The organism is Rhizobium sp. BK619 (assembly GCF_014195245.1).
Taxonomy (GTDB): domain Bacteria; phylum Pseudomonadota; class Alphaproteobacteria; order Rhizobiales; family Rhizobiaceae; genus Rhizobium; species Rhizobium acidisoli.
Genome location: NZ_JACIBH010000018.1, coordinates 67113 through 80019, shown reverse-complemented (window position 1 = coordinate 80019; position 12907 = coordinate 67113). Strand labels below are relative to the sequence as shown.

Annotated in this window: 13 protein-coding genes; 2 read left to right on the top strand and 11 right to left on the bottom strand. The window is 62.6% G+C overall.

The window, feature by feature from the left end; all coding sequences use genetic code 11:
• Positions 1 to 28 precede the first annotated feature (28 nt).
• Positions 29 to 517: a MarR family transcriptional regulator gene (locus FHX14_RS29690; protein ID WP_184380672.1), complete on the top strand. Its 489-nt coding sequence runs from the start codon at positions 29 to 31 to the stop codon at positions 515 to 517.
• Positions 518 to 559: 42 nt separating this feature from the next.
• On the opposite strand, the gene FHX14_RS29685 is transcribed toward FHX14_RS29690, so the two are convergent.
• The 10 genes from FHX14_RS29685 to FHX14_RS29640 all read right to left on the bottom strand — a co-directional run bounded on the left by FHX14_RS29685 (position 560) and on the right by FHX14_RS29640 (position 9243).
• Positions 560 to 793 carry a hypothetical protein gene (locus tag FHX14_RS29685; protein WP_003580252.1) on the bottom strand — a complete coding sequence of 78 codons (234 nt, stop codon included), beginning with the start codon at positions 791 to 793 and terminating at the stop codon, positions 560 to 562.
• A 131-nt stretch (positions 794 to 924) separates the two neighbouring features.
• Positions 925 to 1161 carry a 30S ribosomal protein S21 gene (gene rpsU / locus FHX14_RS29680; protein ID WP_003569533.1) on the bottom strand — a complete coding sequence of 79 codons (237 nt, stop codon included), beginning with the start codon at positions 1159 to 1161 and terminating at the stop codon, positions 925 to 927.
• 56 nt (positions 1162 to 1217) lie between these two features.
• On the bottom strand, positions 1218 to 1502 hold the full coding sequence (locus FHX14_RS29675) for a cold-shock protein (RefSeq protein ID WP_184380565.1): 285 nt from the start codon (positions 1500 to 1502) through the stop codon (positions 1218 to 1220).
• 212 nt (positions 1503 to 1714) lie between these two features.
• Entirely contained in the window at positions 1715 to 1924 is a 210-nt protein-coding gene (locus FHX14_RS29670) for a cold-shock protein (RefSeq protein WP_003546468.1), read from the bottom strand.
• A gap of 275 nt (positions 1925 to 2199) precedes the next feature.
• Entirely contained in the window at positions 2200 to 2934 is a 735-nt protein-coding gene (locus FHX14_RS29665; RefSeq protein ID WP_184380563.1) for a L,D-transpeptidase, read from the bottom strand.
• A gap of 174 nt (positions 2935 to 3108) precedes the next feature.
• Complete coding sequence (locus FHX14_RS29660; protein ID WP_184380561.1) at positions 3109 to 3915, bottom strand: L,D-transpeptidase; 807 nt, start codon at positions 3913 to 3915, stop codon at positions 3109 to 3111.
• Between the two features lie 446 nt (positions 3916 to 4361).
• Positions 4362 to 5282, bottom strand: coding sequence for an alpha/beta fold hydrolase (locus FHX14_RS29655; protein ID WP_012556977.1), 921 nt, complete (start codon positions 5280 to 5282; stop codon positions 4362 to 4364).
• Between the two features lie 118 nt (positions 5283 to 5400).
• Positions 5401 to 7026, bottom strand: a complete 1626-nt coding sequence (locus FHX14_RS29650; protein ID WP_184380559.1) for a cisplatin damage response ATP-dependent DNA ligase — start codon at positions 7024 to 7026, stop codon at positions 5401 to 5403.
• A gap of 354 nt (positions 7027 to 7380) precedes the next feature.
• Entirely contained in the window at positions 7381 to 8391 is a 1011-nt protein-coding gene (locus FHX14_RS29645) for a ligase-associated DNA damage response exonuclease (protein WP_184380557.1), read from the bottom strand.
• A 48-nt stretch (positions 8392 to 8439) separates the two neighbouring features.
• The gene (locus tag FHX14_RS29640) at positions 8440 to 9243 is read right to left on the bottom strand and encodes an alpha/beta hydrolase (protein WP_184380555.1); all 804 of its coding nucleotides are present in this window, start codon (positions 9241 to 9243) and stop codon (positions 8440 to 8442) included.
• Between the two features lie 120 nt (positions 9244 to 9363).
• On the opposite strand from FHX14_RS29640, the gene FHX14_RS29635 reads away from it, so the two are divergent.
• A complete protein-coding gene (locus FHX14_RS29635; protein ID WP_184380553.1) occupies positions 9364 to 10335 on the top strand; it encodes a glycerophosphodiester phosphodiesterase family protein in 972 nt (323 codons plus the stop codon).
• 132 nt (positions 10336 to 10467) lie between these two features.
• Here FHX14_RS29635 and FHX14_RS29630 read toward each other — a convergent pair whose 3' ends face one another.
• The gene (locus FHX14_RS29630; RefSeq protein WP_184380551.1) at positions 10468 to 12765 is read right to left on the bottom strand and encodes an EAL domain-containing protein; all 2298 of its coding nucleotides are present in this window, start codon (positions 12763 to 12765) and stop codon (positions 10468 to 10470) included.
• Positions 12766 to 12907: the final 142 nt, after the last annotated feature.

Sequence of the window (12907 nt, the reverse complement as noted above, 5' to 3'; positions counted from 1 at the left end):
GGAAAAGAAGACAATCACGGCCTTAAGGATGATGGATATGAGAGCGCAGACGATAAAAACGATGGAGATACCGCAGGAGGAGAAACGGCTGGAAAAGCAGCTGTGCTTCGCGGTCTACGCAACGGCGCATGCTTTCACCCGCGCCTACAAGCCGATCCTCGACAGGGTGGGCCTGACCTATCCGCAATATCTGGTGATGCTGGTGCTGTGGGAACGCGGCGAGCTGCCGGTGAAGACGATCGGCGAACAGCTCGACCTCGATTCCGGCACGCTGTCGCCGCTGTTGAAACGGCTGGAGCAAAGCGGGCTGATCAAGCGGCTGCGCGACCTGCGCGACGAGCGCCAGGTGATCGTGTCGCTGACCGCGAAAGGCCAGGCGATGAAAGGGGAAATCGATACGATCATGACGGCGATCGGCCAAGCCGCAGGCTGCACGCTCAAGGAAATGGCTGACATGCGCGACATGCTGCATCGGCTGCGCGGCAATCTCGGCCGGGCCGGCGCGAACGGCGGCTGACCACATCCGACGGGTTAGCCTAAGACGGTGTCGGCCCGAGGATCAGGGCCGCTTCACCGCCGCCTTGGCCGGCGACCGGCGCTTCTTTGCGGGCGCGGCTTCAGGTGCTGCCTCGGCCTCCTGCTGCAGACGCAGGGCCTTCAGCTTTTCGGTCTTCTTGTCACGGGCCGATGCCTCGGCCGCGATGATGGCGCGCGCCGTGTGATCGGTCGCTTCCGCCTTGTCGCGAGACGAAAGCTTGGCGGGATTGAAGAATTCTCCCTTGGTGGCGGTCATGTGCCCCTTTCTCAGGTGATGCCGGAGGCCTTAGCCATGGCTAAGGGCCGTGATTCCGCGGCCGAGCCGTGAGGCCACGGCTGACCGGGATGCCGCGAGTCCGCAGTTGGCCGCGATGCCGCGGCCCGGGATTAGCGGGCGCGAAGTACCTTCTTCGGCGCCGGCAGCAGACCTTCGCGCTGCAGCTTCTTGCGGGCAAGCTTGCGCTGGCGGCGAATGGCTTCGGCCTTTTCGCGGGCGCGCTTCTCGGACGGCTTTTCGAAAGCGCTGCGCGCCTTCATTTCCCGGAACAGGCCTTCCCGCTGCATCTTCTTCTTGAGCACGCGGAGCGCCTGATCGACGTTGTTATCCCTGACGAGAACCTGCAAAACGATATCCTTCCTGTCGGCGGCCGGGCCGCGCTGTGATGGTAAAAACGGCGGGACTACTTGCCCGTCCGGATGCTCGAAAACTTCAGCCAAGGCTCGGCGCTATCAGACTTGGCCGCTGCCTCGGGGGAAATCCTGGAGGGCGATTCCCCGGTGTCGATGTCGGCCTCGGTGATGCGCCGCTCGAAATTCTCAGCGTCGAACCGGACGCGATATTGCACATGCCCGTGGTCGTTGGGCAGAATGCTGGCGATCCGGCACCGCTTATCGGCTTTTGCCGTACGGGTGAGGCCCGATTTCAGCACGATCATATCGCCGATTTGATAGTTTGGTCTGCCCATTTCAGCGTCCCTTCAACTCTTCGGCTGCTCACCGGTCAATCAGAATAGTCGCGGTCAATTCTTATATACCGGCGATCAAAGCAAAAAGGCCGGGTTGGCACCCGACCTCTTCCAGTCACTCAGCCATTACTCCGCCCAGTCGGTCAGCTCGCTGCCAGTACATCCGTGGTCAGCGCGCTGCCAGCATCTGGACAGCATAGGCGAATGACAAATCATGCGGCCTGAAGGTTGTCAGCCGAATTCTTGCCCGACTTCTTGTCGCGGACGAGATCGTAGCGGATCTTCTGGCCTTCAACGAGTTCGCGCATGCCGGCGCGTTCGACCGCTGAAATGTGGACAAAAACATCCGTAGAACCATCATCGGGCTGAATGAAGCCAAAACCCTTGGTGCCATTGAACCACTTGACGACGCCTGAATTCATAACGATCTCCTTTTCAACCGTTGTGTTCGCCTGCGGAAGAATGTCCGACAAGCCGTATCGATGTTGAGAGGATATCTGACGGAGCGCTTCAGCGCGTGGACAAAGGTCGCAAGCAATTCGATACGCACCATGTAGGTTATTTACCGAATTAAGCAATGGTTTTCTGAAAATAAAACTTTTCCGGGCGTGGAAAACGAGGGCATTTACCCATGAAATGCCGGCTCGGCCGGGCAAGATTGAGCCGGGGCGGCCGGATCGCGACCGCCCCGCTGACGTCACTGCAAGACGACGATCGGCGCCTTTGTCGGCACGCGGTCGTAGAGATCGATGATATCCTGGTTCATCAATCTGACGCAGCCCGAGGAGACGGCCTTGCCGATCGAGCGCCAGTCGGGATTGCCGTGCAGGCGGTAGAGCGTGTCTTCGCCGTTCGAGAAGATATAGAGCGCGCGGGCGCCGAGCGGGTTCTTCAGGCCCGGCTCCATGCCGCCGTTCTCGATCGAATATTTGACGAGTTCGGGTTGGCGGGCGACCATCTCGTTCGGCGGCTTCCAGCGCGGCCATTTCTGACGCCACTGGATGACGCCCGAGCCCTGCCAGGCGAAACCCTCGCGGCCGATGCCGACGCCATAGCGCATCGCCATGCCGTCACTCTGGACGAGATAGAGAAAGCGCGACGGCGTATCGACGACGATGGTGCCGGGTGGCTGGCCGGTGGGATCGAGGACGCGCTGGCGATAATAGCGCGGGTCGATCTGCTCATAGGGAATGGCGGGGATGAGAAAGCCGCCATCCTCGACGGGGCCATACATGACGGCAAGCTCGGCCCCACTCGGCACGCTCGAAGCCTCAGGGGATTGGAACAGGCGCATCGGCGAACGGTAGATGATCGTCGTATCGCCCGAAGTGACCGTATTGGCCGAAGAGGCGCAGCCGGTGAGCGCGGAGGCTGCGGTCAATGCCGAAAAGGAAAGAAAGCTGCGGCGGGAAAGATGTCTATCGAAGCTCATGACGCGGAACTGATTTCCTCTGATGCGGGAGCCGGACGAGATCTCGCGTAAGCTGCGATTCGTCCGATGCCGAGAACAACATCAGAAGATCTATCGGCTTGCGCCAAATAAACCATAGCTTCACGCAGACGTGTCCGGCCTTGGGCCGACGATATCAGCGGCGCTGTTGCAGCGCTACATCACAACGATCTCCGCCTTGGCAGGAAGGCGGTCATAGAGATCGACGACGTCCTGGTTCAGCATGCGCACGCAGCCCGACGAAGTGGCCTTGCCGATCGACTGCCAGTCGGGCGTGCCGTGGATGCGATAGAGCGTATCCTGCCCGTCCTTGAAGATATACATGGCGCGGGCGCCGAGCGGGTTCTGGAGCCCCGGATTCATGCCGCCGTTTTCGGCCGAAAAGGCGCGAACCTCGGGCTGGCGCGAGACCATCTCGACCGGCGGCGTCCAGCGCGGCCATTTCTGCTTCCACTGAATGACGCCGCGGCCCGACCAGGCGTAACCATCGCGGCCGAGGCCGACGCCGTAGCGCATCGCCTTGCCGTTTTCCTCGACGAAATAGAGGAAATGCGCCTTGGTATCGACGATGACAGTGCCGGGGCGCTCGGTCGTCTGGTAATCGACTTCCTGGCGCAGGAACTGCGGCTGGACGCGGCTGACCGGGATCGCCGGCAGCGTGAAATCCTCGTCACGCAGCTCGCCATACATCGCCATATGGACCGGATTGCTGACCGGCAGGCCGTAGGTCTGGTGGAACTGGGTCTTGTAGAGTTCGCGGGTCTGCGGCACCGGCTGATCGGGTATCGGCCGCACCCGGCGCGGATCGACACCGGGCGGCTGATAGAAGACCGGCGAAGTCTCCTGGACGAAGCGGGCGGGCGAATCGGCGGCGACATCGGGAATGAGGATGTTGCAGCCGCTCAGCGACCCGGCTGCGATGACGAGCCCGGCAATCGGGAAGACCCGGCGCAGAAATTTCATGGAACCACCCTTATCAACGATCGGCGAGACAGCGATATCGATCGTGACGATGGCATCCGCGGCTGGCGCGAGGCTGGTGTCGAGGGCGGGAAAAGCCGGAAGCCAACGCATGCGACCCGAAGGGCGCAGCAAAAAGCACTATGCCTCAGGGCCATCCCCACTGCCCAGCTAAACTTCCTGCAGTGGCGAAGGCGGCAAACAGGAGCATCAGAGGAAAAACCCGCTTGGCATACCAGCCATGCTCGGCTGGAGTCATTTTCGTCAAGTCGCGACGGCTCGCGATGCGCGGAAGCATGAGCCAGATTACAACTGCTAAAGTGAAGGCAGCGGCGGCGAAGAATATATTGCCAGTCATGACTTGAGACGACCACCTGTGGAGACCGGTAAGCCACTAATAACCGGAAATCACGAAGCGAGCAAAACGCCTTTGAAGCGGCGGCGAAAAATCAGGCCGCCACCCCGTGGAAGAAGCGGATGCTCTGTTCGATCTCGGCCGGCAGCGCCGAAGTGTGGTTGCCGGCGACGGTTTCGGTTTCGATATGGATGCCGGCGGCGCGGGCGCGGCGGGAGAGCAGGTCGGCCCGGTCGTTGAAATGGGCCTCTTCCGTGCCGTGGACGACACGGACGGGACATTTGAAGCTCTGGGCGTAACACAGCGCCGACCGCACTTCGAACTCATGGGCATTGCTGTCGTCGAAGCGGATATCCTGAGGATAGCGCTTGAAGAAGCGGAAGGCGTCGGGATTGCCCGAGATGGGTGCGGCAGCCCGGAATTTCTGGGTGCTCATCGCTGTCAGCATGGTCAGCGTGCCGCCGATGCTGTGGCCAGCAATGAACAGCCGCCCTGGATCGACGCCCGGCAGATGCGCCAGCCGCTCGGTGGCCGCAAGAACGTCGTCGACCTCGTCGTAGAAGCCGGAGAAATTGCCCATCTGGCCGTTTTCGCCACGCAGCGACGGCATCATCACGACGTAGCCGGCATCCATATAGGGCTTCATCAACTGCCAATGGCCGATGCCCATGGCATTGCCGCCGTGGAGGAAGAGCACGGCGGGCTTGGCGGCGCGCTCGCGCTTATACTTCGAAACCCAGGCGGCGAGCTCAAGTTCGCCGTAGCCGGAGCGGTAAAAGATCTTGTCGGCGTCGGCCGGCGCGCTCAGCGGTTCGTATTTGTCGGGCGCCGGGCCCTTCTGCAAAAGCTTGGTACGGAATTGGTGGCGGACCTTGGCGTAGTCATGCTTGGCAAGCCGCGGCTCATCCGGAACATCGAACGCCGCCGCCACTTGCGGCAGGACGAGTGCGCCGGCAAGACCCGCCAGCACGGCACGGCGTTGGCGGAAAAAGGCATTTCGTTCATGCGAGCTCATAACGCAGCACCCAAATCACTTCCCCGGCACAGAAGATTTGCACCGGAAGATCGTTGCCGCCAATACACATCCTGTTGAAATTTTGGGACTGCGGCATTGTTGCACAGGAGATTGGCCCTCACCCCGGCTTGGCGTCGATCATGGCGATCAGCGTGCGCAGCCGATCGGCCTCATAGGTGGGCTTGTCGGGGCGAAGACGGGCGATGCGGGGGAAGCGCATGGCGACACCCGATTTATGCCGGGTCGAGCGATTGATGCCTTCGAAAGCCACTTCGACGACGAAACCGAAATCCTTGTCGGCGCGCACCGCTCGCACTGGGCCGAAACGTTCGGTGGTATTGTTGCGCACGAACTTGTCGAGCACTTCGAGTTCGGCATCGGTGAAACCGAAATAGGCTTTGCCGACGGGCACCAGCTGTTCGCCGTCCTCGTCGTCGGCCCAGACGCCGAAGGTGAAATCGGAATAGTAGCTCGAGCGCTTGCCGTGGCCGCGCTGGGCATACATCAGCACCGCATCGACATTGTAGGGATTGCGCTTCCACTTGAACCAGGGGCCCTTCATCCGGCCGGCCTGGTAGATGCTGTCGCGCCGCTTGATCATCACGCCCTCGATAACCGGATCGGGCGGGTCGGCGCGGAGACGGTCAAGCTCGTCCCAGGACGAGAACGGCACGAGCGGCGACAGGTCGAAACGGTCGTGGGGCGCGCGGTCGATGATCTCGGCCAGCCGATCGCGACGATCGATATAGGGGCGACCGCGCACATCCTCCTCATCATCGAAGAGCAGGTCGTAGGTGCGGATGAAGGCGGGGTAGTCGGAAAGCATCTTTGCCGTCACCGTCTTGCGATTGAGGCGCTGCTGCAGGTCGGAGAAGGTGCGGGTCGGGCTGTTGGAACGGGCGGTGCCGCCGACGAGCAGCTCGCCGTCGACGACGCCGGAAAAACTGATCGCGTCGAGAATATCGGGAAAGGCGCCCGAAATATCGTCGCCGGAGCGGGAATAGATTTTGCGCCGATCGCCGGAGCGGGAGAGCTGGACACGGATGCCGTCCCATTTCCATTCGGCGGCGTAATTGGCCGGATCGAGACCGTTAAGGTCCCCCTCCTCCACCGCATTGGCGAGCATGACCGAATGGAAGATCGCCGGTGTCGCCAGCACCGGTTTTTCGCCGCCCGCCGCCAGCCATGCAAACAGCGCCTCATAGGGCGGCTGCAGGCCGTGCCAGAGCGTTTCGATCTCGGTGACGTCCTTATCGCCGAGATCGGCCAGCGCCTGTTTGGCAAGACGGGCGGAAACGCCGATGCGCATGGCGCCGGTCGCCAGCTTGATGAAAGCGAACCGGCCGGAGGAATCCAGCCGATCGAGCAGGTCGCGGACGAAGCCGCGCACTTCGGTGCGGCCGAGCGCATTCATATCGGTGACAACAGTCCCGAGACGCGGCTGGGAAAGGGCCGAGCGGTCGATATCCCGCTCATTGTCCCAGACGAGCGAGATGGTTTCGGCGAGATCGCCGACATAATCGTAGGAATAACGGAACAGCACCTCGTCCATGCGCTCCAGCACCAGTTCGCGCAGCATGGCGGGCTTGACGTTGCGCACTTCCAGCGTGCCGGCGATGGCGGCAAGGCCGTAGCCGCGGTCTGGGTCCGGCGTGTCGCGGAAATAATCGGTGAGCAGCTTCAGCTTGCCGTTGCGGCTGGGGGTGAGGACGAGGCGGTCGAGGAGGTCGGCGAAGGCTTTCATATCGGCCTCCGCGTTTGGGAAGAAGGCTCAATGAGGGAGTGTCGGACAGGCGTCGCTGCGACATCCAAAGTGGCGGCAAGGTCGGCTCTGGAGGGGTCTTGATACAGGACGCCGCCGGTCTCCCCACCCTCATTCCTGTGCTTGTCACAGGAATCCAGTGCGCCCAAGTCCTTGGGCGCGAGAAACTCTTCGGCGTTACGTGAGTCATTCACCGCGCCGACGCGCGGTGGCTGGATTCCTGTGACAAGCACAGGAATGAGGGAGTGTGGAGCAGGCGTCGCTGCCACATCCAAAGTACCGGCGACGGCAGCAAGGTTGGCTATGGACAGGTTTTGGTCCAGCACATAACTCATCTCAATCCGCCTCATCCTCATAGCCCACCAGATGCAGCGGCTTCGCCTTGATGCCCTGCAGCTGGCACCAGCGCACCAGGGCCTCTTCGCGGCCGTGGGTCACCCAGACTTCGGCCGGGTGCAATTCGCGGATGGTTTCCGTCAGTTCCGGCCAGTCGCAATGATCGGAGATGACGAGCGGCAGTTCGACGCCGTGCTGTTTAGCGCGCTGGCGCACCATCATCCAACCGGAGGCGAAGGCCGGCAGCGGCTCGTTGAAGCGGCGAGCCCAGCGGTCGGCGAAGGCCGAGGACGGGCCGACGACGACCGCGCCCTTAAAGGCGGATTTGTCGCGGCTTTCGATCGTGGCCGGCAGCAGCTCGCCAAGATCGATGCCCTCGCCGACATAGTAGTCGCAGAGCTTTTCCATCGCGCCGTGGATATAGATCGGTTCGCTGTAGCCGGCATCGCGGAGCAGCCTGATGACGCGCTGGGCCTTCCCCAGCGCATAGGCGCCGACGAGATGGGTGCGCTCGGGAAATTGCCGGAGCGAGGCAAGCAGCTTGGCCGTCTCATCCATCGGATCGGGATGGTGAAAGACCGGCAGGCCGAAGGTCGCCTCGGTGATGAAGACATCGCAGGCGACCGGCACATAGGCGGCGCAGGTCGGATCCGGGCGGCGCTTGTAATCGCCGGAGACGACGATGCGGGTGCCGTTTTTCTCGATGGCGATCTGCGCCGAGCCGAGCACGTGGCCGGCAGGATGAAAGCTCACCTTGACGCCGTTGACGAGCAGGTCCTCGCCGAAGCCGGCAGCCTGCTCGCTGACGCAGAAGCCCTCGCCGTAACGCAGGCGCATGATGTCGAGCGTCTGGCGAGTGGCAAGCACGTTCACATGGCCCGGCCGGGCGTGATCGGAATGGCCGTGGGTGACGAGCGCCCGCTCTACCGGCCGCACAGGATCGACATAGAAGCCGCCTTCGGGGCAATAGAGCCCTTCCGGGGCGGGATAGAGCAGCGCATCAGGTCTCATGAAACAAGAGATAGCGGCAAATGCACGCGAGGCCAGAGGGAGCGATCATCAAGGGAGCCTGTCGAGAAAGGACAACACTGCGGCATTGAACTCCCCCGGCCGCTGCAGCGGCGCGAAATGGCTGACGCCTTCGAGATAAGTCATCTCAGCGTCCGGAATGCTGCGGGCAAGATATTCGGCATGCTCTGGCTTGATGAATTCGTCGTGCTCACCGAGCACGATTGCGACCGGCACGCGGATGCGGCCGAGGTCGGCGGCCTGATAGTTCGGCTCCGTGCGCATCATCAGGCTGACCGCCTCGACGAAGGAATTGAAATCATCCGGCGTGGCGGACAGTGCCGCATAATCCCTCGCGTGGCGGCTGAAACAGCGGTCGATGACCGGCGTCGGAACGAATTCCAGCGTCCCGCTCGGATCCATGTTGCAGGCGAAGAAGAAGACGCCGTCGACACGCGACGGGGCCGTCGCGGCGAGGATCAGCGCGATGCAGGCGCCGTCGCTCCAGCCGATGAACGCTGCCTTTTCCAGACGCAGTTCGTCCATGACATCAAGCACGTCTGATGCCATCAGTTCATAGCTATAGGGACGGGCATCGCGGCTGCTGCGGCCATGGCCGCGGCTGTCGATCAGCACGACGCGGCGGCCGCTGTCCAGCAGCGCCGGGAGCTGATAGCCCCAGTTGCCGCTATGGCCGAGACCGCCATGCAGCAGGATGACGGCAGGGCCGGTCCCGTAGCTCGCATACCAGATGCGGGCGCCATCGCGCCCGACATGGCCTTCGACTGATGCCGGCGGCAAGGCGGCCGCGCCGTGTTCTGCAAAACGGATGAGCTCGTCGTCCTGTTGTTCCATGGCGATGCCGATCCTCTCCGGGGAATAAACTGCCGGCATAGAAAAGCCGGAAAACAGCCCAAGAACAACCAGAATCGCTTTCTAGCTGTTGCCTTCTTTGATGCAATCAGGGGGAGCATGATGGGCAGGAAGCTTTTCTATTGCGTGGGCGCGGTCGCACTTGTCGCGGCCGGCATCTATCTCAACAACACCAGCCTGCTCGCCGAGCATCGGCCGGGAAAGCCGGTGCTGCTCGCCCATCGCGGCATCGCTCAGCGGTTCGACGAGACCGATCTGAAGAACGACACCTGCACGGCGAGCCGCATGCTGGCGCCGAAACATGACTATCTCGAGAATACCATCCGCTCGATGCAGGCGGGCTTTGCGGCGGGCGCCGATATCGTCGAGATCGACGTGCATCCGACGACGGATGGCGAATTCGCCGTCTTTCACGACTGGACGCTCGACTGCCGCACCGACGGCCACGGGGTCACCCGCGAGCATTCGATGTCGGAGATGCGAAAGCTCGACATCGGCTACGGCTATACCGCCGATGGCGGCAAGAGTTTTCCCTTTCGCGGCCGCGGCATCGGCATGATGCCGACGCTGGCGGAGGTGCTTTCGACCTTTCCGGATCGGCGCTTCCTGATCAACGTCAAGAGCCGCGATCCTTCCGAGGGCGAAAAGCTCGCCGCGGTGCTCAACGGGCTTTCGGCCGCACGGCGGGCCGACATCATCGTCTATGGCGGCGACGAGCCGATCGATGTCCTGCGCCAGCTGGTGCCCGAGATCAAGACCGCCTCGCGCAAGAGCCTGAAAGGCTGCCTTTTCGGCTACATCGGCTATGGCTGGACCGGCGTGCTGCCGGATGCCTGCAAACACGCCATGATGCTGGTGCCGATCAATATTGCGCCATGGCTCTGGGGCTGGCCGGACCGTTTTCTCAACCGGATGCAGGATGCCGGAACCGAGGTCCTCGTGCTCGGCCCCTATCGCGGCAGCGATTTTTCCACCGGCATCAACGATCCCGCGCTACTGGCGCGGCTGCCGGCAGACTATGCGGCGGGCATATGGACGAACGAGATCGAGGCGATCGGCAAGCTGGAAAAATAAGGCGTTCAAGCGCGTCGCGATCTTTCAGATTCGATCCTTGCGCTTTAGCTCTTTGTTTTACGGATGTCATTGCCGCAAAAGCGCTTCGCGCCTTGCCTGGGAAAAACGCTGCACAGTTTTGCGCGACCGCCTTTAGAGGCTGCGCGCCCGCAGCAATCCCGGGATTTCCTCCGGAGAGACGGGCTTCGAAAAGCGGTAGCCTTGCGCCTCTTCGCAATGCGCGTGACGCAGGAAATCCATCTGCGCGTCGGTTTCGACGCCTTCGGCGAGGACCGAAAGCTTCAGCGTCTGTGCCAGCGAAATGACCGCCGAGGCAATGGCGACGGCGGTCTTGTCGCCCGGCAGGGCCTCGACCAGCGAACGGTCCATCTTCAGGCGGTCGAAGGGGAAGGTCTTCAGCGCCGCCAGGCTGGAATAGCCGGAGCCGAAGTCGTCGATCGACAGGCGAACACCGAGCGCCCGCAGCGATTCCATCATAGCGAGCGCGCGTTCGGCATCCTGCATCACCACGCTTTCGGTAACCTCGAGCTCCAGCCAGCGCGCTTGCAGGCGGTGGCGCTCCAGCGCTTCGGCGACGTGGCTTGCAAAATCCGGATCGGCGAACTGCTTGGCCGAGACGTTGACGGCGATGGTCAGCGGCGTCAGGCCCATATCCTGCCATTGGCGCGCCTGGCGGCAGGCCTCGTTCAGCACCCAGAGGCCGAGGGGAACAATCAGGCCGGTCTCTTCGGCGAGCGGAATGAAATTGACCGGCGGCACCCTGCCCTTGGCCGGATGGTTCCAGCGCACCAGCGCCTCGATGCCGGTGATGCGGCCGGTGGCGACATCGACCTGCGGCTGATATTGCAGGAACAGCTGGTCGCCGGTGATCGCCTGGTGCAGCTCCTCCTGCTCGCCGAGCGGCATTCCCACCGGCGTGCCGCCGCCATCGTGATGCTGCAAGGTGTTGCGGCCAAGCTCCTTGGCCCGATACATGGCGCGGTCGGCATTGGCGAGAAGCTCTTCCGAGGTCGCGCCGTCGAAGGGAAAGGCGGCGACGCCGATGCTCGAGGTGACGGTGATCTCGCCGCCGTCGCTGGGGATCGGCCGGTTGATCGCCTTCTGCAACTCGCGGAGGCGGCGCGTGATGCCGGCATCGTGGCTCGACTGGTGAACGAGCACGACGAGGAATTCGTCGCCGCCGAGACGCACCACCATATCCGAGGCCCGGATGCTGTTGGCCATGCGGGCGGCGGTTTCCTTCAGCACCTCGTCGCCGGCGGCGTGACCGCGGCCGTCATTGATGTCCTTGAAATTATCGAGATCGATATAGGCGACGGTCACCTTGCGGGTGTGGCGCCGGGCCTGGTCGAGGATATTGGCGAGCCGCTCCTTCAGGAAGGCCCGGTTCGGCAGGCCGGTGAGATCGTCGTGATGGGCCATGAAATGGATGCGGTCGTCGACACGCTTGCGCTCGATGGCGATGCCGGCAATGTGCGTGGCGAGCGCCACCAACTTTATTTCGTGCTCGGTCGGGCGGCGGATTTCCCTGGAATAGAGGGCGAAGGTGCCGAGCACATTGTTCTGCGAGGTGACGATCGGCGTCGACCAGCAGGAGCGGAAGCCGAAGGGCGCGACCAGCGCGCGAAAATCCTCCCAGAGCGGATCGCTCATCACATCTTCGACGATCACCGTCTGGCCGCGCCAGGCGGCGGTGCCACAGGAGCCGACCTTGGGACCGATGGTGACGCCGTCGATCAGCCGGCTGTAGCCGCCGGGCAGATTGGGGGCGGCGCCGTGATAGAGCCTGGTGCCCTCGCCGTTGAGCAGCAGCACCGACCCGTCGATGCCGGTCAGCTGCGCTTCGATCATCAGCACCAGCGCCTCGAGGATCATCGGCAGCGGCTCGTTGCGGGCGATCATTTCGAGCAGGTTCGCCTGCTCGCGATGGAGATCCTCCTGGCGCTTGCGTTCGGTGATATCGCGGGAAACGCCGATCAGGCCGATGACCTCGCCGCGATCGTTGCGCAGCGGTATCTTCGAGGTCAGCCGGCATATCGGCCTTTTGCCGCCGGGCAGGACGTAGCTTTCCTCCATGTCGATGCAGGCTTGCCCCGTCGCCATGATCTGTTGCTCGATATCGAAATGATGGCGAGCCGTCTCGAAATCGAACAGGTCGAAATCACGCTTGCCGGTAAGCAGATCCGCGCTCTCCAGGCCGAGGCTGCTGGCGGTGACGGTGTTGGCGAAGACGAAGCGGCTGTCACGATCCTTGACGTAGAGGAAATCCGGAAGTTCGTGGACGATCGCCTTCAGGCGCAGGTTCTCGATGCCGTCGGAGAGGTGATGGGCGGTCGAGGCCATCATCGCCTCCGTCGCGGCGACGATGCGCCGCGTTTCGGCCGACAGGGCATCGGTCGATTCCCATCGCCTGGCACTCGGTTCGTGCATGCCGCCATTCTCCCCGGAGGCCGAAGGCCTCATCCCGCATAATCACCCCATAATATTCCCTTCAAAGTAGTCTTCATTTCCTTCGGCTTGCTTAAATGAAAGGGTGAACAAGACGACAAAATCGGCGGCGATATCCTGCCTT